This is a genomic window from Mycobacterium venezuelense (assembly GCF_054919535.1).
This window is the reverse complement of the sequence record NZ_JBONDW010000012.1, coordinates 121978-144970: the sequence shown is the minus strand read 5'-3', so window position 1 is coordinate 144970 and position 22993 is coordinate 121978. Positions and strand designations below refer to the sequence as shown.

General features: G+C 66.5%; 26 protein-coding genes. 15 read left to right on the top strand and 11 right to left on the bottom strand.

Annotated features, from left to right (window positions below):
• Window position 1: 1 nt before the first annotated feature.
• From ACRCUN_RS20525 to ACRCUN_RS20515, 3 genes are read right to left on the bottom strand one after another with little or no spacing between them, the layout of a single operon-like run.
• Entirely contained in the window at window positions 2-295 is a 294-nt protein-coding gene (locus ACRCUN_RS20525) for a DUF503 domain-containing protein (RefSeq protein WP_462143459.1), read from the bottom strand.
• A gap of 1 nt (window position 296) precedes the next feature.
• The gene (lppK, locus tag ACRCUN_RS20520; protein WP_462143458.1) at window positions 297-836 is read right to left on the bottom strand and encodes a lipoprotein LppK; all 540 of its coding nucleotides are present in this window, start codon (window positions 834-836) and stop codon (window positions 297-299) included.
• A gap of 8 nt (window positions 837-844) precedes the next feature.
• Complete coding sequence (locus ACRCUN_RS20515) at window positions 845-1348, bottom strand: MTB12 family secreted protein (RefSeq protein ID WP_462143457.1); 504 nt, start codon at window positions 1346-1348, stop codon at window positions 845-847.
• A 145-nt stretch (window positions 1349-1493) separates the two neighbouring features.
• Here ACRCUN_RS20515 and arc point away from each other — a divergent pair, with 145 nt between their 5' ends.
• The gene (arc, locus tag ACRCUN_RS20510) at window positions 1494-3323 is read left to right on the top strand and encodes a proteasome ATPase (RefSeq protein ID WP_462143456.1); all 1830 of its coding nucleotides are present in this window, start codon (window positions 1494-1496) and stop codon (window positions 3321-3323) included.
• Here the strand turns inward: arc and ACRCUN_RS20505 are convergent.
• Window positions 3256-4455: a DUF418 domain-containing protein gene (locus tag ACRCUN_RS20505; protein WP_462143455.1), complete on the bottom strand. Its 1200-nt coding sequence runs from the start codon at window positions 4453-4455 to the stop codon at window positions 3256-3258. The two genes, arc and ACRCUN_RS20505, sit on opposite strands and share 68 nt — an antisense overlap.
• A gap of 48 nt (window positions 4456-4503) precedes the next feature.
• On the opposite strand from ACRCUN_RS20505, the gene ACRCUN_RS20500 reads away from it, so the two are divergent.
• Window positions 4504-5061 carry a TetR/AcrR family transcriptional regulator gene (locus ACRCUN_RS20500; protein WP_462143454.1) on the top strand — a complete coding sequence of 186 codons (558 nt, stop codon included), beginning with the start codon at window positions 4504-4506 and terminating at the stop codon, window positions 5059-5061.
• On the opposite strand, the gene ACRCUN_RS20495 is transcribed toward ACRCUN_RS20500, so the two are convergent.
• Entirely contained in the window at window positions 5003-5944 is a 942-nt protein-coding gene (locus ACRCUN_RS20495) for a LysR family transcriptional regulator (RefSeq protein WP_462143453.1), read from the bottom strand. The genes ACRCUN_RS20500 and ACRCUN_RS20495 overlap by 59 nt on opposite strands.
• Window positions 5945-6016: 72 nt before the next feature.
• Here ACRCUN_RS20495 and ACRCUN_RS20490 point away from each other — a divergent pair, with 72 nt between their 5' ends.
• Window positions 6017-6994 carry a DMT family transporter gene (locus ACRCUN_RS20490; RefSeq protein WP_462143452.1) on the top strand — a complete coding sequence of 326 codons (978 nt, stop codon included), beginning with the start codon at window positions 6017-6019 and terminating at the stop codon, window positions 6992-6994.
• Here ACRCUN_RS20490 and ACRCUN_RS20485 read toward each other — a convergent pair.
• Window positions 6876-8030 (bottom strand): hypothetical protein, encoded by a 1155-nt coding sequence (locus ACRCUN_RS20485; RefSeq protein WP_462143512.1) that lies wholly within the window; start codon window positions 8028-8030, stop codon window positions 6876-6878. The two genes, ACRCUN_RS20490 and ACRCUN_RS20485, sit on opposite strands and share 119 nt — an antisense overlap.
• Window positions 8031-8121: 91 nt before the next feature.
• Here ACRCUN_RS20485 and ACRCUN_RS20480 point away from each other — a divergent pair, with 91 nt between their 5' ends.
• Complete coding sequence (locus tag ACRCUN_RS20480) at window positions 8122-9528, top strand: sensor histidine kinase (RefSeq protein ID WP_462143511.1); 1407 nt, start codon at window positions 8122-8124, stop codon at window positions 9526-9528.
• On the opposite strand, the gene ACRCUN_RS20475 is transcribed toward ACRCUN_RS20480, so the two are convergent.
• Both ACRCUN_RS20475 and ACRCUN_RS20470 read right to left on the bottom strand, forming a co-directional pair.
• Window positions 9480-10178 carry a response regulator transcription factor gene (locus ACRCUN_RS20475; protein ID WP_462143510.1) on the bottom strand — a complete coding sequence of 233 codons (699 nt, stop codon included), beginning with the start codon at window positions 10176-10178 and terminating at the stop codon, window positions 9480-9482. The genes ACRCUN_RS20480 and ACRCUN_RS20475 overlap by 49 nt on opposite strands.
• Before the next feature lie 129 nt (window positions 10179-10307).
• Entirely contained in the window at window positions 10308-10955 is a 648-nt protein-coding gene (locus ACRCUN_RS20470; RefSeq protein ID WP_462143451.1) for a porin MspA, read from the bottom strand.
• A gap of 538 nt (window positions 10956-11493) precedes the next feature.
• Between ACRCUN_RS20470 and ectA the strand changes: the two genes are divergently transcribed.
• The 8 genes from ectA (at window position 11494) to prcA (ending at window position 18088) form a co-directional block, all read left to right on the top strand.
• Window positions 11494-12039, top strand: a complete 546-nt coding sequence (ectA, locus tag ACRCUN_RS20465; RefSeq protein ID WP_462143450.1) for a diaminobutyrate acetyltransferase — start codon at window positions 11494-11496, stop codon at window positions 12037-12039.
• Between the two features lie 59 nt (window positions 12040-12098).
• Window positions 12099-13385 (top strand): diaminobutyrate--2-oxoglutarate transaminase, encoded by a 1287-nt coding sequence (ectB, locus tag ACRCUN_RS20460; RefSeq protein WP_462143449.1) that lies wholly within the window; start codon window positions 12099-12101, stop codon window positions 13383-13385.
• A gap of 15 nt (window positions 13386-13400) precedes the next feature.
• A complete protein-coding gene (locus ACRCUN_RS20455; RefSeq protein WP_462143448.1) occupies window positions 13401-13793 on the top strand; it encodes an ectoine synthase in 393 nt (130 codons plus the stop codon).
• On the top strand, window positions 13790-14680 hold the full coding sequence (gene thpD / locus ACRCUN_RS20450; protein ID WP_462143447.1) for an ectoine hydroxylase: 891 nt from the start codon (window positions 13790-13792) through the stop codon (window positions 14678-14680). The genes ACRCUN_RS20455 and thpD overlap by 4 nt, the downstream gene beginning before the upstream one ends.
• Before the next feature lie 9 nt (window positions 14681-14689).
• On the top strand, window positions 14690-16186 hold the full coding sequence (dop, locus tag ACRCUN_RS20445; RefSeq protein ID WP_462143446.1) for a pup deamidase/depupylase: 1497 nt from the start codon (window positions 14690-14692) through the stop codon (window positions 16184-16186).
• Between the two features lie 107 nt (window positions 16187-16293).
• Window positions 16294-16488 (top strand): ubiquitin-like protein Pup, encoded by a 195-nt coding sequence (locus ACRCUN_RS20440; RefSeq protein WP_003880265.1) that lies wholly within the window; start codon window positions 16294-16296, stop codon window positions 16486-16488.
• The gene (gene prcB, locus ACRCUN_RS20435; RefSeq protein ID WP_462143445.1) at window positions 16485-17345 is read left to right on the top strand and encodes a proteasome subunit beta; all 861 of its coding nucleotides are present in this window, start codon (window positions 16485-16487) and stop codon (window positions 17343-17345) included. The genes ACRCUN_RS20440 and prcB overlap by 4 nt, the downstream gene beginning before the upstream one ends.
• A complete protein-coding gene (gene prcA / locus ACRCUN_RS20430) occupies window positions 17345-18088 on the top strand; it encodes a proteasome subunit alpha (protein ID WP_462143444.1) in 744 nt (247 codons plus the stop codon). Before prcB ends, prcA begins: the two co-directional genes overlap by 1 nt.
• Here the strand turns inward: prcA and ACRCUN_RS20425 are convergent.
• The gene (locus tag ACRCUN_RS20425; RefSeq protein ID WP_462143443.1) at window positions 18077-18802 is read right to left on the bottom strand and encodes an SDR family NAD(P)-dependent oxidoreductase; all 726 of its coding nucleotides are present in this window, start codon (window positions 18800-18802) and stop codon (window positions 18077-18079) included. The two genes, prcA and ACRCUN_RS20425, sit on opposite strands and share 12 nt — an antisense overlap.
• A 63-nt stretch (window positions 18803-18865) precedes the next feature.
• Here ACRCUN_RS20425 and ACRCUN_RS20420 point away from each other — a divergent pair, with 63 nt between their 5' ends.
• Window positions 18866-19417, top strand: a complete 552-nt coding sequence (locus ACRCUN_RS20420; RefSeq protein WP_462143509.1) for a TetR/AcrR family transcriptional regulator — start codon at window positions 18866-18868, stop codon at window positions 19415-19417.
• Here ACRCUN_RS20420 and ACRCUN_RS20415 read toward each other — a convergent pair.
• Both ACRCUN_RS20415 and ACRCUN_RS20410 read right to left on the bottom strand, forming a co-directional pair.
• Window positions 19410-20288 (bottom strand): alpha/beta fold hydrolase, encoded by an 879-nt coding sequence (locus ACRCUN_RS20415; RefSeq protein ID WP_462143442.1) that lies wholly within the window; start codon window positions 20286-20288, stop codon window positions 19410-19412. The two genes, ACRCUN_RS20420 and ACRCUN_RS20415, sit on opposite strands and share 8 nt — an antisense overlap.
• A gap of 47 nt (window positions 20289-20335) precedes the next feature.
• A complete protein-coding gene (locus ACRCUN_RS20410) occupies window positions 20336-20770 on the bottom strand; it encodes a hypothetical protein (protein WP_462143441.1) in 435 nt (144 codons plus the stop codon).
• Window positions 20771-20850: 80 nt separating this feature from the next.
• Between ACRCUN_RS20410 and ACRCUN_RS20405 the strand changes: the two genes are divergently transcribed.
• Together ACRCUN_RS20405 and pafA are read left to right on the top strand one after the other, a co-directional pair.
• Window positions 20851-21510: a TetR/AcrR family transcriptional regulator gene (locus tag ACRCUN_RS20405; protein ID WP_462143440.1), complete on the top strand. Its 660-nt coding sequence runs from the start codon at window positions 20851-20853 to the stop codon at window positions 21508-21510.
• Window positions 21511-21580: 70 nt separating this feature from the next.
• The gene (pafA, locus tag ACRCUN_RS20400; RefSeq protein ID WP_462143439.1) at window positions 21581-22939 is read left to right on the top strand and encodes a Pup--protein ligase; all 1359 of its coding nucleotides are present in this window, start codon (window positions 21581-21583) and stop codon (window positions 22937-22939) included.
• Window positions 22940-22993: the final 54 nt, after the last annotated feature.

Below are 22993 nucleotides of genomic sequence, written 5' to 3'. Positions count from 1 at the left end.
GTCACTCGTCGCTGCGGTGCAGACCGCGGCGCGTGGAAAGCAGATCCATCTCGGGGCGGCCGGCGACCATGCGCTCGGCGGCGTCCAGAACCTCGACCACATGGGCACGATCCGCGGCGACTACGGCGATTCCGATGCCTGCCCGCCGGTGCAGATCCTGGTTACCGCTCTCGGCGGCCGATACCGGGAATCTACGTTGCAGTTCGGCGAGCACCGGCCTGATGACCGAGCGCTTCTGCTTGAGCGAATGCACATCGCCGAGCAGCAGATCGAATTCCAGCCAGCCGATCCACATGTCAGCGGGGCGGTGTCGGCGATGGGGCCGCCGCGGCGCCCATCTCCAGCAGGAGATCGGCGGTGTGCCTGGTCAACTGCCAGTCGGGGCCGCTCTGCGTGAACTCCATCGGAAAACTGAACCGGCGGGCCGGCTCGTCGCCTCCGGTGCTGACGTTGATCGTGGCGACCACGTTGTCGGGTTCGGTCTGCGACCACGTCAGATCGGTGGCCTCGAGGTTCAGCGGGGTGAAGCCGTTGTCGACCAGTGCGCGCCCGAATTTGTCCAGGGCGGCGGCGTCTTCCGGAGTCGACTGTTCGACGAGGTTGACCTTCTCGGCGCCAGGGACGTTGACGTCGGCGAGCCGATAGAGCACCCCGGTGAGCACGTCGGGGGCGGGCAGTGGGGCAGCGGGCGGGGGTGGCGGCGGCAGCAGCTCCGACCCCGCGGGTGAGGTGGCGGGCGTTGCGGCCGGGCGCTCGTCGTTGCCGCACCCCGATAGCCCGAGTGCCGCCACGGTGACCGTGGCGGCACTCAGGACTGCGATTCGGGTGCGGATCAACGACCGCGTCAGCCGACCGACGACAGCAGCGACAGGGCCGATCCCTTCGAGATCTGCCAGCCGGTCGGGCTCGGGCCCGCGACGAACTGGATGTTCTGGGTGGCCGTGCCGCCCGTCGCCGCGGTCGCGGTGACGTCGGCGTAAGCCACGCCGCCCTCCTGGTTGATGTTGGCGACGACGAAGGTCAACGGGAACTTGCCTTCGGCGGCCGCCTGGTTGTAGGCGCGGTCGGCGGCAATGCTCTCGACCCGCCCGATACCGCCCTGGATGTAGGGCGCCTTGCCCTTGAACGAGCCGCCACCGGCGAGGGCCTGCAGGGTCTGGACCAGCGGCGCTTCGAGGTCCGGCGCGGGCAGCTGCGGCAGCGGGGCACCGAACACGACCGGCTGGACGGCTGGCGCGCTCGACATTCCGCTGGATGCAATGGAAGTCACACCCGCCGCGGCGCCGCCTACCACAGCGGCCGCTGCGGCTGCGGTGACAAAGCCGGTAACGAGGGTTTTCGGGGTCACGACTGTCCTTTCGATCGGCCCAACTGAACTAAGAGGCTAACAGTGGTGCTGGTGTGTCGAGTTCCTAGACCGCACACAAAGGCTGAATCGCCGGTAGCGTTGAAGTTGTTACTGCACCAACTTCCGGTGCGGGAGGGAGCGCAATATGAGTGAGTCAGAGCGTTCGGAAGGTTTTCCCGAGGGTTTTGCAGCGCACATGTCCAGTGAAGATGCCGCTGAGCTTGAAGCGTTGCGAAGGGAAGCCGCAATTCTGCGCGAGCAACTGGAGAACGCGGTAGGGCCCCAGAGCGGTTTGCGCAGCGCGCGGGACGTTCACCAACTCGAGGCGCGGATCGACTCGCTGGCAGCGCGCAACGCCAAGCTGATGGACACCCTCAAGGAAGCCCGCCAGCAGCTCCTCGCCCTGCGCGAGGAGGTCGACCGGCTGGGCCAGCCGCCCAGCGGGTACGGCGTACTGCTGGCCACTCACGAGGACGACACGGTCGACGTGTTCACCTCGGGCCGCAAGATGCGGCTGACCTGCTCACCCAATATCGAGACCGCGACCCTCAAGCAGGGCCAGACGGTGCGGCTCAACGAGGCGCTCACGGTCGTCGAGGCCGGCACCTTCGAAGCGGTCGGTGAGATCAGCACGTTGCGCGAGATCCTGGCTGACGGCCACCGCGCTCTCGTGGTCGGGCATGCCGACGAGGAGCGCATCGTCTGGCTCGCCGAGCCGCTGGTCGCGGCGGAGGATCTGCCAGAGGATCCCGAGGCATTCCTCGACGACAGCCGTCCCCGCAAGTTGCGGCCCGGCGACTCGCTGCTCGTCGACACCAAGGCCGGCTACGCGTTCGAGCGGATCCCCAAGGCCGAGGTGGAGGACCTCGTCCTCGAAGAGGTGCCCGACGTCAGCTACAACGACATCGGTGGTCTGGGACGCCAGATCGAGCAGATTCGCGACGCCGTCGAGCTGCCGTTCCTGCACAAGGAGCTATACCGCGAGTATTCGCTGCGGCCGCCGAAGGGTGTCCTGCTGTACGGCCCGCCCGGTTGCGGTAAGACGCTGATCGCGAAGGCGGTGGCGAACTCGCTGGCCAAGAAGATGGCCGAGGTCCGTGGCGACGACGCGCGCGAAGCGAAGAGCTACTTCCTCAACATCAAGGGTCCCGAGCTGCTGAACAAGTTCGTCGGTGAGACCGAGCGTCACATCCGGCTGATCTTCCAGCGCGCAAGGGAGAAGGCCTCGGAAGGCACTCCGGTGATCGTGTTCTTCGACGAGATGGACTCGATCTTCCGCACCCGCGGCACCGGCGTCAGCTCAGACGTCGAGACAACTGTTGTGCCGCAGCTGCTTTCGGAGATCGACGGTGTCGAGGGCCTGGAGAACGTCATCGTCATCGGCGCGTCGAACCGCGAGGACATGATCGACCCGGCGATCCTGCGGCCCGGCCGCCTTGACGTCAAGATCAAGATCGAGCGGCCCGACGCCGAGTCGGCGCAGGACATCTTCTCGAAGTACCTCACCGAGGATCTGCCGATCCACGCCGACGATCTGGCCGAGTTCGGCAGCGATCGCGCGCTGTGCATCAAGGCGATGATCGAGAAGGTCGTCGACCGGATGTACGCCGAGATCGACGACAACCGGTTCCTGGAGGTCACTTACGCCAACGGTGACAAGGAAGTCATGTACTTCAAAGACTTCAACTCCGGCGCGATGATCCAGAACGTCGTCGACCGTGCGAAGAAGAACGCGATCAAGTCGGTGCTGGAAACCGGTCAGCCCGGTCTGCGTATCCAGCACCTCCTCGACTCGATCGTCGACGAGTTCGCCGAGAACGAGGACCTGCCGAACACCACGAATCCCGATGACTGGGCCCGGATCTCGGGCAAGAAGGGCGAGCGGATCGTCTACATCCGCACGCTGGTCACCGGGAAGAGCTCGAGTGCGTCGCGGGCGATTGACACCGAGTCGAACCTGGGTCAGTACCTGTAGTGCCAGTGCCCGCCAGGGCCCGGTAGCTGGTGTTCCACAGCCACTCCACCGGGCCCCGGCGGAACCTGCTCAGCCAGACGTGTGCGAAGGCCATCACCACCGCGGCCACCGTGAGGTAGATCGCGACCGTGGCTGCAACTCGCTGTGATGCGGGAATCGAGGCGGCCAGCCCGAGACCCCAGCCGTAGCAGATCGCCGAAGCGACGAGGTTCTGCAATACGTAACTGGACAAGGCCATTCGGCCGACTTCGGCAAGCCGTCGGCCGGGCCAACCCGGGGTGGGACGCCGGATGTAGAGTTCGGCGACCATGGCCAGAAGGGCCAGCGAGACGAACGGTGCCACACCGTAACGGGCCAGGAGCAAACCGCTGTCTCCGCCGGCGACCTCAAGGGCGATGTCCAGCGGCAGTGCCACTCCGAGGCCGATCCAGATGAGCCTGCGGCGCAGTACTGCTCCGCGCGCCTCCAGCACGCCCGCGTGAAAGAGGCGTGCTCCCAACAAGAAGAGTGCTATCGACATCGGGAAGATCAGCACGGTTTCCAGGCGAAACAGGGCCGAATGCTCGACGCGAAAGATCACCAGGTCCCAGAATGAGCCGTCCGCATACGGATTCGGATGCAGCTTCGGTGCCGGACCATCTGGTGCGGGCATCGCCATCAGCGCCCAGGTGAGCAGTGCCAGCATCGCGGCATGTACGGCGGCCGCGCCGACGATGATCCGGCGCTGCGTGCGTGATGACGTCACCAGCAGATACGAGACGATCCACCCAGTGATGGCGTAGCCCATGAGCACGTCGAATTCGGTGAACAGGACGAAATGGACGATGCCGTCGATCAGTAGCAGCAAGGCGCGCCACGGATAGGTTCCTGGCCATCGCTGTCCAGCTGCGATCGCCGTACGTTGTTGCAACGCAAGGCCGATGCCGAACATGACGGTCAGCAGCCCCAGAAACTTGCCCTGAGCCAGCAGCTGCAGCGCAACCTCCACGCCGCGCCAGGGGGAGTCGGCGGGCCCGTTGAGGTAGCCGATCAACCCCTCGGGGTTGGTGAAGATCCAGATGTTGGTGCCCAACGTGCCGAGTATCGCGATGCCGCGCAGGACGTCGAGCGAGTGCAGCCGGGTCGAGGGCATGCCGCGCACGCTACCATACGAACGTATTGGTGACGGTATGCTGGAGCGGTGAGCGCGCCGTATGAGCGGATGGCCGATGCGGTACTGAGCGTGCTGGTGGCTGAGGGCTTCGAAGGCGTCTCGGTCCGGAAAGTCGCTGCGTTGGCCAAGGTTTCGATCGGCGCCGTGCAGCACCATTTCCCGACCAAGGATGCGATGCTCGCCGCCGCGATGGACCGCGCCAGTGCACGGTTCCTGGCCCGGCTCAACGAGCGGCTGTCGCCCGACTCGCCTGCCGCGCAGCGCTTGGAGGATCTCGCAGTCGCGCTCGTGTGCCCCGATCCGCGTGACCGCGACATCAGCGTGGCGTGGTTGTTACGGCTCGCGCGAGCCGCGGTCGACGACCGGACTGCGGCGCGTCACCGCGAAGACTGGGCGCGCGTGGCGCAGTGGCTGGCCGAGGCGATCGCGGCCGCCGCCCCCGACGTCGACGCCGACCTCGCGGCGGTCGAACTGCTGGCGCTGCTAGACGGGCTCGCGTGCTCAGTCGCGGTCGAGCCCGATCGGGTCAGCGCCGAGCTGGCCGAACGGATTGCCCGCGAGCATGTTCGGCGGCTGCTGAGGTGATGTCTGCCGCCGCGGTGCTGAGCACGTCGAGTGTTGTGGCCACCGCCGGCCGCGCGCTCGCCCCGGCGCGGGTGATCGCCTCCACGCGTCTGGCCAAGGTGATGTCGCTGATGGGCAGGCGCACCAGTGCGCGGGTCAACCGCACGTGCCGCGGCATCAAGGCGATACCGATACCGGCGTGCACGAGTTCTTCGGCGACGCGGAAGTCGTTGACACGCTGAGCGATTCGGGGTGCGATGCCGGACAGGATGGTGAGCGAGTTGAGGACGTCGTCGACCATGAGTCCGCCTTCGACACCGACCCACTCCTCGTCGGCCAGGTCGGCCAGTCGGGTGTGGTCCCGGTCGGCGAGCCGGTGCTCGGGCGGCAGCAGGATGTCGAGCGGCTCTCGGAGGAGTTCGGTGGACTCGAATCGTGGCCCCCACGACGACGTATCGCGTTCGTCGCGGTGGACGACGACGATGTCGAAGTCGGCGAGCTGCGCGGGTGCCTGTGATGCCGGAACATCGATATCGCGGCCGAGAACCGTCACCCCGCGGCGTGCCGCGCCAGTGATCAACGGAGCCAACAACATCGCCGCGCCGGATGGAAAGAACGAAACTCTGACCGTGCCGCGCGGCGTCGTGCCGTAGGCATCCATTTCCGCTTTCGCGCGATCCAGCGCCGCGAGCACGGCGTCGGCGTGGCCGACCAGAACCCGGCCGGCGTCGGTCAGCCGCAGGCGTCTGCCGTCGGGTTCGACGAGCGGCACACCGGCCTCCCTCGCCAGGATCTTCAGCTGCTGCGACACGGCCGACGGGGTCATGGACAACACCCGCGCGACCGCGGCCACCGTGCCGTGGTCGGCAAGTTCGCGCAGCATCCGCAGGCGGCCGGCATCCATGTAGTAATACTACATATAAACTGTAGAAACATTAGCTTGACTGAATAAAGTCTGACTCGCAGGCTGGTCGTCATGCCCAACTGCCGTACCGATCTCGCTGTGCTGTGCGTGGCCGTGGTGTGGGGATCCAGCTACCTCGCGATGAAGGCGATCGCCGGTCCCGACACCGTCTTCGCCGTACTGACCGTGCGGTTCGCCCTGGCCGCGGCGGTACTCGCAGTCGTACTGAGCCGTCGATTGCGGACACTGACCAGGGCCGAGGTGGTTTCGGGTGCGGCGGGCGGGACCCTGCTCGCAGCCGTGTGCACGTGCGAAACCTACAGTGTGACACAGACTTCGGCATCCAACGCCGGGCTGATCATGGCGCTGACCATCGTCGCGACGCCGATACTGCAGCGGTCGGCCGTCGCGCCGCGGTTCTATGTCGCCGGGGCGCTCGCGGTGCTCGGCTGCGGGCTACTGACCCAGGCGGGTGGGTTGTCCTGGCCCGGCGTCGGTGACATTGTCATCGCCGCGGCAGCGCTGCTCCGCGCGGTGCACGTGGTCGCGATGGCGCGCCTGTCGCGTGCGTGCGAGATCGACCCCGCCCGAACCACTCTCGTTCAGCTCGTCACCGTCGCCGCAGTGTCGATGCTGCTCACCGGCGCCTCCGGACAGTCCGTCGGCGCACTGGCGACGACGCTGAGCCAGGCGCAGTGGGTGCTCATCTGCTACCTGGCCTTGGCGTGCACGGTGTTCGCGTTTCTCATCCAGTTGCGGACGCTTTCCACAACGAGCCCGGCGCGCGTGAGCCTGCTGCTGGGCACCGAGCCGTTGTGGGCCGCCGTCATCGGCGTGACTCTGGCCGGAGACGCGGTGACGGCGGCCGGCTTCGCCGGCGCGGCGCTGGTGTTGGCGGGCACCGCCTGGGGCCGGGCCGTCCTGACGGAGGTCACCGACGCTCCAGCTCCAGGTAAGCGTCGCGGCCGGCCAGGCTCACCGCGACGTCGGCGATCAGTGGATCGAAAAACCGCTGCCGGTACAACGGATCGACGCTTGTGCTCACCGTGAAATACAACCCGGACAACACCGCCACGAACAGTGACATGTGCACCACGGTTTGGGGGAGCGGGATATGAACGCCGAACCACGTTCCGGCGCAGGGCGGTTCACCCACCTGGCAGGCGTCCTCGGCCGACCAGAGTACGAGCACGTCATCGGGGATGGCGATCGTACCGAGCCCGAGGAAGAACACGAACAGCCCAATGGTGAAGAACACCACCTGAATTGCCTGGGACACCACCATCACGGCCACCACGTTGAACTGCTCGGCCAGCGACAGCGGTGTGCGTCGCGGCGCTGCCGCACCGGCTGATGCCAAAGGCGTGCTGGCCAACAGCGTGGCGGGGTCGTCGAGCGCCGCGCGGTCCTCCCGCAACGCGCGGACCTCGTCGCGAATCGTCGCGACCATGAACAGGATCGCTATCGCGGCCAGGAATGCGATCGTCTCCCACAGCCGCTGGCGGGTCATGCGGGCCGACAACTGCCACAGCTCGCCGGTGAAGTACACGACCACGGTCAACATCATCAACGGCAGCGCCCGGCTCATCAGTGTGCCGAGCGCGCCGAGCTGAACCCACGCGAACCGGAACGCCCACAGCGCGATCGAGCCGAACCCGAGGTAGGTCAACCACACCGCCAGCAGCGCGACGACCGCGAAGCCGGACGCCTCGGCGGCGGCGAAACCCGAGAAACCGCCGTCGGCGAACGGCAGACCGAACACGAACAGCGCCATCACCAGCAGTGCACCGGACCGCCTTCCGGCATCGCTTCGAGTGGTCCTGGCGCGATGCAGCATTTCGAGTGCGAACGGTGCGGCCAACAACACGACCGTGAGCAGTCCCAGCTTGACCACTGCGCCGACGTCCACGTCGGGTTCGGTGACTTCGGCCAACGCCAATGTCAGTGCGATCATCCCGCCGAGCGCGCTCACCATCGGTGCCGACCGCTCGATCAGCCGGTGGGACCGGACCCGGCGGGTCAGCACCAACGGCAGCCCGCGATGGAGAAACCAGTCGTGCACACCGCGCATGTCGGCCACGGGCATATTGTGCGCGACAGCGCCCGGCGCGGCCGTGCAGCACGCCGAGATGGCGGAATCGGGGTCCTGATGGTGGACTGGTCCGGATATGACACGCATGCCCGACCGCTTGTCCCGGCTGGTTCAGCCCAGATATTGGGGTGTGTCGGCACGCTCGGCCGCGGTGGCGGGCAGCGTGGTGTTCGTGGCGCTCACGGTGGCCGGTGTGGTCCTGGCTGCGGTGGTGTACCGGACCCTGCTGTCCGGCGTGGAAAGCGCAGCGGTGCACCGCGTCGGTCAGATCTCGGCCGACCTGGAATCCGGCGGGCCGGCCCAACTCGACGCCACCTTGCTCGCTACCGATCGACGGGTTCTCGCCGTTCAGGTGATGACACCGAACGGGACGGTCGTCCGGCGGTCGCCCTCGGCGCCGACCACGCCGATGATTCCGCTCGACGAGATCGGCCCTGGCCTTCAGATCGGCATTCCGGAACACGCCTCGCCGTTCGGCCAGATCCAGTTCAGCTCAGGGACAGTCGACACCCGCAGCGGTCGCTACATCGTGCTGGTCGGCGAGGGCACCGAGGCGGTGATGTCGACAGTGCAGGCCGTCGCCGTCGCGCTCGCCGTGTGGACACCACTCGTCATGGTGGTTTCCGCCGCGGCGACGTTCGTGCTCGTCCGGCGGTCGATGCGCTCGGTCGACCGAATCAGAACACGTGTGGCCGAGATCAGCACATCCGATCTGGCCGAGCGGGTGCCGGTGCCGAACAGCCGCGACGAGATCGCCGCACTGGCGCAGACGATGAACGAGATGCTGGCCCGGATCGAGGACGGCCACGCCGCGCAGAAGAGGTTCGTCGCCGACGCTTCGCACGAGCTGCGCAGCCCGTTGGCGACGATCATCTCCGCTCTGGAGGTGGCGGCCGATCATCCGGAGCTGCTCGACCAGGACCTCGCGGTCAGCACGCTCATGCCCGAGGCTCACCGGATGCGGTCGCTGGTCGATGATTTGTTGTTGCTGGCCCGCGCCGACGAACACGGGCTCGCCATGCGGCGCGACGACGTCGATCTCGACGACCTGGCGGCACGGCAAGCCGACAAGCTGCGACGGGAAACGGCTTTGCAGGTGCGGGCCGACATCGCTCCGGCACGGGTAACCGGTGACGCGGGCGCGCTCGCGCGAGTGCTCCGCAATCTCGTCGACAATGCGGCACGACATACGGTTTCGCTGATCGACATCGCGGTGCGAACCGACGGAGATCATGCCGTCATGACTGTCGGCGACGACGGGCCCGGCATTCCCGAGGCGGACCGGCTGCGGGTATTCGATCGCTTCGTCCGGCTCGACCCAGATCGGTCACGCCGCGGTGGCGGATCGGGACTCGGTTTGGCGATCGTCGCGGAAGTCGTTGCGGCACATCATGGCAGCGTGCGGATCGAGGACGGCTGCGCGGGCGGGACGTGCGTGACCGTTCAATTGCCCCTGGCCGGTGCGTCGTATTCACCGGAATCGAGCCGATAGCCGACACCGCGGACCGTGCCGATCGTGTTGGTGCCGAACGGAATATCGATCTTGCGCCGCACGTATCCGATGTACACCTCGACGACGTTGTCGGGCCCCTCGTAGTGGGCGTCCCATACGTTACGCAGGATCTCGGTCTTGGTGACGACCGTGTCCTTGTTGCGCATGAGGAATTCCAGCAGCCCGTACTCGCGCGGCGTCAACGCGATGGACGTCCCGCACCGTTCGACGGTGCGGCGGGCCGGATTCAGCGACAGCGTGCCCGCGGTCAGCACCGTCGGTCGTTGCGGTGCGCCGCGGCGGACCAGGGCGCGCAGCCGGGCCACCAACACCCGAAACGAGAACGGTTTGGTCAGGTAGTCGTCGGCGCCCAGATCAAACGCGTCGGTCTGGTCGTACTCACCGTCTTTGGCGGTCAGCATCAGGACCGGCGTCCACACGCCTTGTCCACGCATGCGGCGCAACACTTCGTAGCCGCTGATACCCGGCAGCATGATGTCGAGCACCACGACGTCGAATTCGTGCTCGGTGGCCTGCCACAGGCCGTCGACGCCGTCCGCGGCCGTCACCGCGACGAAACCCTCGGCCTGCAGTCCGACGGTCAGCGTCGATGCCAGCCGCGGCTCATCCTCGACGACCAGCACCTTCAAGTACGGCACATCCCTTCATGCGCGGGTGGCCGGCGCGTCACGTTTCGGGCAACCAGTCAAGTGTCAACGAGAGCGTGACGTGACGAAACGTGAGGCGCCGCCCCTGTTCTGGCTTCTATTGTGCCGCGATCAGTTCATGTTCCATGGTTCGCCGTAGGTGGTGACGCTGTCACCGGTCGAGGCGATCAGGCGGGCGAACGGACGCAGCAGCACACCGCCGGCCGCACCGGTCACGGTGCCGTGGGCGTTGGACACTGCGACCCCACCGGCCGCACCGGAGACGTCCACCGAGAAGGTGGCGACTTCCTGGATGCCCGGGCCGTTGCCCAGGTCGGCCGAGATCGACACGCCGGGAAACAGGTTGGGTGTGATCACGGAGTCCAGGCCGAACGGCGGCTGGGTGATGTTGCCCTGGTCGATGAGGATGTTGGGGGTGGTGTAGCTGAAGTTGATGCCGACGCCCAGCGACCACGGGAAGCCGATCTGGTAGCCGAGTTCCAGGGTGCCCTCGAACTCATCGGCACCGGGGCCCGCGACGATGTAGCGGGCGCGACCGGAGTGGAACCACTCACGGGTCAGGCGGTTGCGGTCCAGGGGGAACACACCGTTGAGGAAGGTGTCCCACTGCTGCACCGTGAGCGTGCGGTCCTGACCGTCAACAAGGCTGAGCTCGTTGTCCAGACCGGCGTGTGCGGTTCCCGTGCTCGCGAACAGACCCGCGACGGCCGCAATTATCGCGGTAATCAACGCGATCAGCATCCGACTGATTGCCTTCATTTTCTCCCTAGCTATGTCAACGCCGATAAACCTCGCTGCGGTCGCCGTTGACCTAGAGGCCGGATGAGAGTGCCAAGTGATCGCTGTGAAGACGCTGAGAAGGCGTCATCCGATGGGAGTTGCCTGCTCAACGGCCGATCCCAGGCGAGTTGGAAGTCGCCGAATTCTCAATGTTCGTCAGGAATTTGCCGGTTGTTCAGTTGAAGAAAGGCGCGTTGGGACGCCTCAAGGAATGGCGAATTGTCGACCGCGAAATCGTTTCATTGTCGTTATTCCGGGTTTGAGATCCGGCGGTGGGGCGGCTCCGAGGCGGCGCTCCGATGGTCATGGTAACGATTCGATAACGTCACTGATGTTTCTTCAACTTTTTTCGGCGACGCCGTTTGCGCAGCTCAGACTGGCTTGATGGGAGGGGAAGCCAGCGCGGATCGCGGTGTCGCGGCTTGATCATGACCCACGCGTGTGCTTACGGTCCCAGGCACCGATGACGTGAACTGACGATGATTGCTGACTGTTCGGTGGTGACTTTCAACTCGATATGCGCGTTTTAGAAAGCGCCCCGGGACGCCATTCCCGGGAAGAATTCCTGCGCCCGCCGCAGGGCTCCGATGCGATCGGCATCCGCGATCTCGCGGCGGCCACCGGAGTGCTCGATCTCAATTCCACCTACGCGTACCTGCTGCTGGCGACAGATTTTGCTGCCACGTCAATTGTGGCCGAATCCGGTGGCGAACTGCGTGGGTTCATCACGGGATATCACCCACCGCCGCGGCCGGACGTACTGTTCGTCTGGCAGGTTGCCGTCGCCCCGGCAGCGCAGGGCAGCGGCCTGGCCGGCGCGATGCTCGACGGGCTCGTGCGCCGCGTGCGCACGCAACGGCGTGGACATCCCATCACCGTGGAAGCCACTGTGTCGCCGGGAAATGCGGCCTCACGCGCGTTCTTCGGCGCCTTCGCGCGCCGCCACGGCGTACCCCTCATCGAACATCCCCATTTCGAGAGCGATCTCCTCGATGCCGAAGGCGGCCACGAGGACGAACCGATCCTGCGGATCGGCCCGATCGCGACCCCGTTGTCCCGCTGAGGTTTCACGCTCAAATCCGTTTTATAAGTAGCGATTTCCCTTTGATCGGAGGATCTCTCTTGCTGCTCGCCACGACAGCACCACTGACCGAATCCGACCTGCCCGACGTGTTCAGCTCGGTCGAATCCGAGGTTCGCAGCTACTGCCGCGGCTGGCCCACGGTCATGCAGAGCGCCACGGACTCCTGGGTGACCGACATGGACGGTCGCCGTTACATCGACTTCTTTGCCGGAGCGGGCGCGCTCAACTACGGACACAACAATCCGGTGCTCAAGGCGCCGCTGATGCAATACCTGGCTTCTGACGGCATCGTGCATTCGCTGGACATGGCAACCGAGGCCAAGCAGCGCTTCCTCGAGGCGTTCCAGCGGGTGATCCTGCAGCCGCGCGGGCTCGACTACAAAGTCCAGTTCCCCGGGCCGACCGGCGCGAACTCCGTCGAGTCGGCGCTCAAGCTCGCAAGGAAGGTCACCGGCCGCGAGTCGGTTATCAGCTTTACCAACGCTTTTCACGGGATGACCCTCGGCGCCCTCTCGGTTACGGGCAACTCCATGAAACGAGCCGGTGCGGGTATCCCGCTCGTGCATGCCACGCCGATGCCCTACGACAACTACCTCGGCGGGGTCACCGAGGACTTCCAATGGTTCGAGCGGGTGCTCGACGACTCGGGCAGCGGGCTCAACCGGCCAGCCGCGGTGATCGTCGAAACCGTGCAAGGCGAAGGCGGTCTCAACGTCGCGCGCATCGAATGGTTGCAGGCGCTCGCGGACCTGTGCCGCACGCGCGACATCCTGCTCATCGTCGACGACGTCCAGATGGGCTGCGGGCGCACCGGGCCGTTCTTCAGCTTCGAGGCCGCGGGCATCGTGCCCGACATCGTCACATTGTCGAAGTCGGTCAGCGGTTATGGACTGCCGATGGCCTTGACGCTGTTCCGCCGGGATCTCGACGTGTGGGCGCCGGGCGAACACAACGGCACGTTCCGCGGGCACAACCCGGCCTTCATCACCGCCACGGCGGCACTCGAAACATATTGGGGAACAAGTGAGTTCAGTGCCGATGTCGCACTCAAAGGCGAGCTGATCAGGTCCCGGCTCGAAGAGATCGCCGCACGCTACGACGGCGTGTCGGCGCGTGGCAGGGGGATGGCGCAAGGCCTGAAGTTCGAAGACGACGTCCGGGCCGGTGAAGTGTGCCGCGCGGCATTCGACCGGGGTGCGCTGATGGAGACCAGTGGCCCGTCCGACGAGGTCGTCAAACTGCTTCCGCCGCTGACCACGTCGCCGGGCGACCTCGAGACCGGGCTCGACATCCTGGCCGAATCGATCGCTGTCACCTTGAGCTGAGAGGGAAATACCCACATGATTGTGCGAACCACCGCGGAGATCACCGGAACCGACCGCGATGTGTCGGACGGGACATGGCGGTCCAAGAGGATCATCCTTGCCGGCGACGGTGTCGGCTTCTCCTTTCACGAGACGACCATCGAGGCCGGCTCGGTCAACGAATTCCACTATCAGCACCATGTCGAGGCCGTCTGGACCGTCGAGGGTACGGGCACGCTGACCAACCTGGAGACCGGTGAGCGCCACCCGCTCGGGCCCGGCACCATGTATCTGCTCAATGGTCATGAGCGGCACCGGGTCACGTGCGATGAGCAGCTCCGGATGCTGTGTGTGTTCAACCCGCCGGTGACCGGTCAGGAAGTTCACGACGAGACCGGCGCGTACCCGCCGCCGCAGTCGGTCGCATGAGTGCGTTGGCCGCGATCGACGACCCGTACCCGACGCGCCTCGATCACGCGATCGCGCCGATCCCTCGGCAGGACCCGACGGTGTGGGGGAGTGCGGCCGACGGCCCGCTCGATCAGGACAATCTCGACCGGATGTCGGCGCAGGGCTATCTCATCCGGCCCGACACCGTCGCCGAGGAGCGGCTGCCGTCGCTGCGGCACGAACTGGACCGGATCGCAGCAGATCTCGGGCCCGGTGATCCCCGGGTCATCCGTGAGCCCGGTGGGTCGATCCGGTCCATCTTCGAGCCGCACCTGTTGAGCGATCTCGTCGCGGAGGTGGTGCGCCTCGACACGGTGTTGCCCGTGGCACGTCAACTGCTCGGCGGCGACGTCTACATCCACCAGGCCAGGATCAACCTCATGCCGGGCTTCACCGGTACGGGTTTTTACTGGCATTCGGATTTCGAGACGTGGCACGCCGAAGACGGCATGCCGGCCATCCGCGCCGTGTCCTGCTCGATCGCGCTGACGCAGAACTACCCTTACAACGGCTCGCTCATGGTCATCCCCGGCTCGCACCAGACGTTCTATCCGTGCGTTGGCGCGACGCCGGAGGACAACCACGACACCTCGCTGGTGGTGCAGAGCATCGGCGTCCCCGATGAGAACACGCTGACCAAGGCCGTCGATCACCACGGCATCGACCAGTTCACCGGACCGCCCGGGTCGGCGCTGTGGTTCGACGCCAACCTGCTGCACGGGTCCGGGTCGAACATCACGCCGTTGCCGCGATCGAACATCTTCCTGGTGTTCAACTCCGTCGAGAACAAACTGGAGGAGCCGTACGCGGCGGCTCGGCGGCGGCCCGAATACCTGGCAGCCCGGTGCGCAACCAGCGTCACCTAGGCTGAGCCCATGCAACGGATCATCGGAACTGAGGTCGAATACGGCATATCGTCGCCGTCCGATCCGACCGCAAATCCGATCCTGACGTCGACGCAGGCGGTGCTGGCCTATGCCGCTGCCGCCGGGATCCAGCGGGCCAAGCGCACGCGGTGGGACTACGAGGTGGAGTCGCCGCTGCGCGACGCTCGCGGATTCGACCTGTCCCGGTCCTCGGGCCCGCCGCCGATCGTCGACGCAGACGAGGTCGGGGCCGCCAACATGATCCTGACCAACGGCGCCCGGCTCTACGTGGACCACGCCCATCCCGAGTACTCGGCTCCCGAGTGCACCGATCCGATGGACGCGGTGATCTGGGACAAGGCAGGCGAACGGGTCATGGAGGCCGCCGCCCGCCATGTCGCGAGCGTGCCAGGCGCCGCCAAACTGCAGCTCTACAAGAACAACGTCGACGGCAAGGGCGCCTCGTACGGTTCGCACGAGAACTACCTGATGAGTCGCCAGACGCCGTTCTCGGCCGTGATCGCCGGGCTGACGCCGTTCATGGTGTCGCGCCAGGTGGTCACCGGATCGGGCCGCGTCGGCATCGGGCCGTCCGGCGACGAGCCGGGGTTCCAGCTGTCGCAGCGCGCCGATTACATCGAGGTCGAGGTCGGCCTGGAAACCACGCTCAAGCGCGGCATCATCAACACGCGCGACGAGCCGCACGCCGACGCCGACAAGTACCGGCGTCTGCACGTCATCATCGGCGATGCGAACCTGGCCGAAACGTCGACCTACCTGAAAGTCGGCACCACCTCGCTCGTACTCGATTTGATCGAGGAAGGCATCGACCTCAGCGATCTGGCGCTGGCCCGGCCGGTGCACGCCGTTCACGTCATCAGCCGGGACCCGTCACTGCGGGCGACCGTGGCCCTCGCCGACGGCCGCGAGTTGACCGCGCTTGCGCTGCAACGGATCTATCTGGATCGCGTGGCCAAACTGGTCGACGGCCGCGATCCCGACCCGCGCGCCAGCCACGTCGTCGAGACGTGGGCCAACGTTTTGGACCTTCTTGAACGCGATCCCATGGAATGCGCGGATCTGCTGGACTGGCCGGCCAAACTTCGGTTGCTGGAAGGCTTCCGCAACCGCGAGAACCTGAGCTGGTCCGCGCCGCGCCTGCACCTGGTCGACCTGCAGTACTCCGACGTCCGGCTGGACAAGGGGTTGTACAACCGGCTGGTGGCCCGCGGTTCGATGAAGCGGCTCGTCACCGAACAGCAGGTGCTCGACGCGGTGGACAATCCACCAACCGATACCCGCGCCTACTTCCGCGGCGAATGCCTGCGCCGCTTCGGCGCCGACATCGCCGCGGCCAGCTGGGACTCGGTGATCTTCGACCTCGGCGGCGATTCGCTCGTCCGGATTCCAACCCTCGAACCGCTCCGCGGCAGCAAGGCGCACGTCGGCGCACTGCTGGACTCCGTCGACAGCGCCGTGGAGCTGGTCGAACAACTGACCACCTAGAAGTCCCCACCGGTGCGCTATCCCGAGCAATTCGGGTGTCGACCGGTACTGTGGAAGAACCGGTAGGGCAGTAGTGAGCCCGCCGATGACAATTGCAGGAGGCAGCGATGGCTCAGGAGCAGACCAAGCGTGGCGGTGGCGGCGGCGAGGACGACGACCTCCCCGGTGCTTCGGCCGCCGGCCAGGAGCGTCGCGAGAAGCTCGCTGAAGAGACCGACGACCTGCTGGACGAGATCGACGACGTTCTCGAGGAGAACGCCGAGGACTTCGTCCGCGCGTACGTCCAAAAGGGCGGACAGTGACCTGGCCGAAGCGCGAACATCTGGCCTTCTCCCAACCGACTCTCGGAGCACCTTCCGTACCTGTGGATTTATCGTCCTTCTCTGATTTGCTGCGCCGGCAGTCGCCCGAACTGCTACCCGTGAACCGCGTCGCCGATGGCGTCCAGCCGACCAACGCGGTGCCACACGGCACGACGATCGTCGCGCTCAAGTACCCCGGCGGGGTCGTCATCGCGGGCGATCGCCGCTCGACGCAGGGCAACATGATCGCCGGTCGTGACGTCCAGAAGGTCTACATCACCGACGACTACACCGCGACCGGCATCGCCGGTACGGCCGCCATCGCCGTCGAGTTCGCCCGGTTGTACGCCGTCGAACTCGAGCACTACGAGAAGCTCGAGGGCGTCGCGCTGACGTTCCGCGGCAAGGTGAACCGCTTGGCCATCATGGTGCGCGGCAATCTCGGTGCGGCCCTGCAGGGTTTCGTGGCGCTGCCGCTGCTCGTGGGCTACGACGTCGACGATCCCGATCCGCAGAACGCCGGACGCATCGTGTCGTTCGACGCCGCCGGCGGCTGGAACATCGAGGAAGAGGGTTACCAATCCGTGGGCTCCGGCTCGATCTTCGCGAAGTCCTCGATCAAGAAGCTCTATCCGCAAGTGGTCGACGCGGATTCCGGCCTGCGCGTGGCCATCGAGTCGCTCTACGACGCGGCCGACGACGACTCCGCGACCGGCGGGCCGGACCTGGTGCGCGGCATCTATCCGACCGCGGTGACCATCGGTGCCGAAGGGGCGGTCGAGATCGGCGAGGAGCGTATCGCCGAACTCGCGCGCGAGGTCATCACCCGCCGCACGCGGACAGGCGGTGAGGGCTGATGAGCTTTCCCTATTTCATCTCGCCCGAGCAGGCGATGCGTGAGCGTTCCGAGCTCGCGCGCAAAGGAATTGCCCGCGGCCGCAGCGTGGTCGCGCTGGCTTACGACAGCGGCGTGTTGTTCGTCGCGGAGAATCCCTCGCGGTCGCTGCAGAAGGTCAGCGAACTCTACGACCGGGTCGGCTTCGCCGCGGTCGGCCGCTTCAACGAGTTCGACAACCTGCGCCGCGGCGGAATCCAGTTCGCCGACACGCGCGGGTATGCCTACGACCGTCGCGATGTGACGGGCCGCCAGCTCGCCAACGTGTACGCGCAGACGCTCGGCACCATCTTCACCGAACAGGCCAAACCGTACGAGGTCGAGCTGTGCGTGGCCGAGGTCGCGCACTACGGCGAGACGAAGGCACCCGAGCTCTACCGCATCACCTACGACGGGTCGATCGCGGACGAGCCGCACTTCGTCGTGATGGGCGGCACCACCGAGCCGATCTCGACTGCTCTCGGGGAGTCCTACGTCGAGAACGCCGACCTGGCCGCGGCCGTCAAGATCGCCGTCGCGGCGTTGAGCGCGAGCGGCAATGGGTCGGAGCCCCGCACACTTGGCCCGTCCACGCTCGAGGTCGCGGTGCTCGATGCCAAGCGCCCCCGCCGCGCGTTCCGCCGGATCACCGGTCCTGCGCTGGAAGCCTTACTGCCAGAAGCGGATTCGCAGCCGGCGGGCGACGAGAAGCCGTCAGGCGAGTAGGTTGACGACCTCTTCGGCCTCCGTGCGCTCGCGGTAGAGGCGCCAGATCCGCTCGGCGAGATCGTCGGGATTCAAGGTGCCCGTTGTCGCGCCGGCGAAGTTCTCGTTGCCGGCCATCGCCCGGTGGATGTCGCCGCGCTCGATCAGGCCGCCGATGGTGATCGTGCCCGCATAGATTCCGGCGGGTCGCAGCGCCGCGTGGAGAGTGACGGCGTAATTGCGTAGGGCCGCCGCCGCAAGCGCCAGCCCACCCAGCGGGGGCATCGGCACCACGCTGCTCAGCCCACCGGCGAAGAGCAGCCCGCCGTCGCCTCGCTGCCGCATCTCCGGCAGCAGCTGGGATGCGAAGTCGACCGCGGGTACGACGCCGTCGAGCGCGGCCTTCGCGCCCGCGGCATCGAGGTCGGCGATGTCGCCCGTTGGCGCCGTCTCGAATGCGGCCGGACCGTAGTAACCCACGTCTATGCGCCCGAACCGTTGGCGCGCTGCGTCGAGCGCAGTGCGCAACTGGACCGGGTCGTTGGCATCGGCGACATAGGCGGCCGCCTCGACGCCCTTGTCGGCCAGCGTCGCCAGGTAGGCCGAATGTCGTTGCGGGGAACGCGAAATCAGGGCCACGCGGTAGCCATCGGCGCCGAAGCGGTGCGCGACGGACATGCCGAGGCCGGGTCCTACCCCGAGGACTACCAGCACCGGAGAAGAAGTTGAGGTCATGCTCAACTTAGTACCACAAGGTGAGGACCGCCTCAACTTCGCTATGCTGGGCGGGTGTCGGCGATGCGTGCGGATGCGGTCCGCAATCGGGACCGGTTGGTGACGGCCGCAGCCGGACTGTTCACCGAGCGCGGCGTCGACGTGCCGCTCGACGAGATCGCGCGCCGCGCAGGGGTGAGTATCGGAACCCTCTACAACCACTTTCCGAATCGCGGTGCCTTGCTCGATGCGGTGTTGCCGGACCGGTTGGCCGCCATCGACCGGATGGCGCGCGACGCTCTCGACGATCCCGATCCATGGCGGGGATTCACCGGCTTCCTGGACGGCCTGTTCTCGATGCAGGCCGCCGATCGCAGCATCAACGACGCGATAGCCCGCAACCCGGTGGGCTCGGTCGACGTCGCCGGAGAGTGCGGGCGGGCCGGTGGCCTGTTGGAGGCGGTGGTCGAGCGCGCCAGGGATGCCGGAGTGCTTCGCGCCGACTTCGGCACCGACGACCTCGCGACGCTGATGTGGGCGATGTCGAAGGTGATCGCGATGGCCGACGGGCGCGACGCCGTCTGGCGCCGTCATCTCGGCTTCGTGCTGGACGGACTGAAGTCCCCGGTCAGCTGACCGCCCCGCGGATGAGCGCGGCGAACTCCTCCGGGCATTCGATCGGCGTGAAATGGCCTGCGCCATTGACCTCGTGCAGCCGGACGTCGACGAAGTAATGCTCGAGCCGGTCGGCCCAAGTCTGTGGGAACAGCGGATCGTGTTGCGGCCACAGCACGTCGGTACTGGCGTGGATCTTGACGGCGCGGCCCGGTGGCAGCTCGGTGAGTGACTGCGCGACTGTGCCGGCCCCCGCGCGGTACCAGCTCAGTGACGCGGTGAACGCGCCGGGTAGGGCGTAGTCGGCGACGAGGCGGTCCAGGTCGTCTTCGGAGACGTGGAACGCCGGACCCGACCAGTGGTCCCAGAAGTACCGCAGGTACTCGCGCACGGCGTCTGGGTTGCCGTCGATCATGCGGTCGGCGATCGGCAGCTGGTGAAACGCCTGGTACCAGAACTCGTGCATGGCGTGCGGGCTCAGCACACGGTCCCCTGCGCCGGGCAGGGGCGGCGAAAGCACGAGTGCCTTGACCAGGTGTGGATGCATGCGGGCCACGCTCTGGGCGACCCGGCTGCCGACGTCGTAACCCGCGAGCACCACGTCGTGAAGGCCGAGCTCGTTGATGAGACCCACCACGCTCGCGGCCTGGGCGCTGGCGCTGTAGAAGTGCTGTACGGCCACCGCATGCTTGTCCGAGCCGCCGAAACCGCGCAGATCGGGCACGACCACATCGGCCACATCGGTGAGCAGCGGCACGACGTGCCGGTGGTCGCGCCGGTTGCCCGGCCAGCCGTGCAGCAGCATCACGGCGGGGCCGCCCGCGACGCCGTGCCGGTCGAAGGCCAGTCGGAATCCGTCCACTGGAGCGCTTCGCGACGACCTCGACGACATCGCTCAATTCTCATCCCCGCCGCCGGGTTATGTGCCGGGTTGGCCGATCAGTGCGTGAAGGTCTCGCGGCGCCAGCCGGCATAGGTGAGCCACAGCCCCATCGCGGTCAGCAGCAGAAAGAAGACCCGGGCGACCACGAGCAGGGCCGGGCTGCTGACGGTCGCGGTGGCGCCGGAATCGATTGCTGACGGAATCGCCATCATCGCCAGCCCGCGCAATCCGACGAACCACCCGAACAGGGAGATCAGCACCGCCGTGACGCTGTACCAGTACTGGTGGAACGCGATCACGACCAGGCCCATCACGAGCATGGCCGCCCCGAGGATCCACGGCAGGACGGCATTGTCGAACAGCCCGCCGAGCAGACCGGCGAGATCGGGCAGGCGGATGGCGATGATGAGCGTCGCGATCGCGACGAACGGCCCGAGCACGCGGGCGAATGCCCTGGTGCGCTGTCGGGCTTCGAGTGTTGCGTGCGGCATGAGCCTCCTATCGATAAACCGACGGACGGTCTATTTTTAGGTTAGGCTCGTAGCGAAGCAACCGTCAATGGGAGGTCGCCTTGGCCCGTCGGGTGAAGCCGGAGGAGTACGCCGCGCGCCGCGGTGAGATTCTCGACGCCGCCTTGCAGCTCATCCATGACAAGGGCTACGAGAAGATGACCGTCGAGGACGTGTTGGCCAAGCTGAAGATCTCCAAAGGCGCGCTCTACCACTACTTCGGCTCCAAACAGGCTCTGCTCGAAGGCATTGTCGACACGCTCGCCGACAGCGCGGCTCGGCCGCTGCGCGCAGTGGTCGACGACACCGGACTCGGCGCGGTCGCCAAGCTCAACGCGTATATGCGCGCCTCGGCCGCTTGGAAGGCCGACAATCCGATCGCGGTGGCAACGCTCATGCACCTGTGGCGCGACGAGAATGCGCTGTTCCGGCAGAAGCTCGCCCAGGGGTCGATGCGTATCTCGACACCCATGCTCGAAGCGATCATCCGGCAGGGCTGCGACGAAGGTGTGTTCGACGTCGCGTTCCCGCACGAGGCCGCGATGTTCGTCGCGGGCCTCGACGGGGTGGTGGCCGATGCCTACGCCACCGCCATCGAGGAGGACGGGCGAAGTGGAACCGACATCAGCGGCCCGCGCGCACAGCGCGTCCTCGGCGCCTACTTGCAGGCGTTCGAACGGATTCTCGGCGTTACACCGGGGTCGCTGACCGTACCGGGCTGAGCCGACTCGGGCGACGCGCAAACCACGCCTTGCCCACCGTTCCTGTGAAGCACCCCGTAAGCTCGATAACGTGCAGCGACGAATCATGGGCATCGAGACGGAATTCGGTGTGACCTGCACGTTCCATGGCCATCGCCGGCTCAGTCCCGACGAGGTCGCCCGCTATCTCTTCCGCCGGGTGGTGTCGTGGGGCCGCAGTTCCAACGTCTTCCTACGCAACGGCGCCCGGTTGTATCTCGATGTGGGCAGCCACCCCGAGTACGCCACGGCCGAATGCGACAACCTGGTCCAGCTGGTGACCCACGACCGCGCCGGTGAGCGCGTCCTGGAGGATCTGCTGATCGATGCCGAGCAGCGGCTGGCCGACGAAGGTATCGGCGGCGACATCTACCTGTTCAAGAACAACACGGATTCGGCGGGCAACTCCTACGGTTGCCACGAGAATTACCTGATCGTGCGGGCCGGCGAGTTCTCCCGGATATCGGATGTGCTGCTGCCGTTCCTCGTGACTCGCCAGCTCATCTGTGGCGCGGGCAAGGTGCTGCAGACGCCGAAGGCGGCCACGTTCTGCCTGAGCCAGCGCGCCGAGCACATCTGGGAGGGCGTCTCGAGCGCGACCACGCGCAGTCGTCCGATCATCAACACCCGTGACGAGCCGCACGCCGACGCCGAGAAGTACCGCCGCCTGCACGTCATCGTCGGGGACTCCAACATGTGCGAGGCGACCACCATGCTCAAGGTGGGCACCGCATCGCTCGTGCTGGAGATGATCGAGGCCGGGGTTCCGTTCCGCGACTTCTCGCTCGACAACCCCATCCGCGCGATCCGCGAAGTGAGCCACGATCTCACCGGTCGGCGTCCCGTCCGGCTCGCCGGCGGCCGCCAGGCCAGTGCCCTCGACATCCAGCGCGAGTACTTCACGCGCGCCGTCGAGTATCTGCAGACCCGCGAGCCGAACACCCAGATCGAGCAGGTGGTCGATCTGTGGGGCCGCCAGCTCGATGCGGTCGAGAGCCAGGACTTCGCGAAGGTCGACACCGAGATCGACTGGGTGATCAAGCGCAAGCTGTTCCAGCGTTACCAGGACCGCTACAACATGGAGCTGTCCGACCCGAAGATCAGTCAGCTCGATCTCGCCTACCACGACATCAAACGCGGTCGCGGAGTGTTCGACCTGCTGCAGCGCAAGGGTCTGGCCGCCAGGATCACCACCGACGAGGACATCGACGCGGCGGTCGACACGCCACCGCAGACCACGCGGGCCAAGCTGCGCGGCGAGTTCATCAGCGCCGCACAGGAAGCGGGCCGCGATTTCACCGTCGACTGGGTTCATCTCAAGCTCAACGACCAGGCGCAGCGAACCGTGCTCTGCAAGGATCCGTTCCGGTCGGTCGACGAGCGGGTCAAGCGGCTCATCGCCAGCATGTAGCCGGACGGCGGGCTGAGCCTTGTCCGGCGACACTTCGAGCCCACTGATCTACGG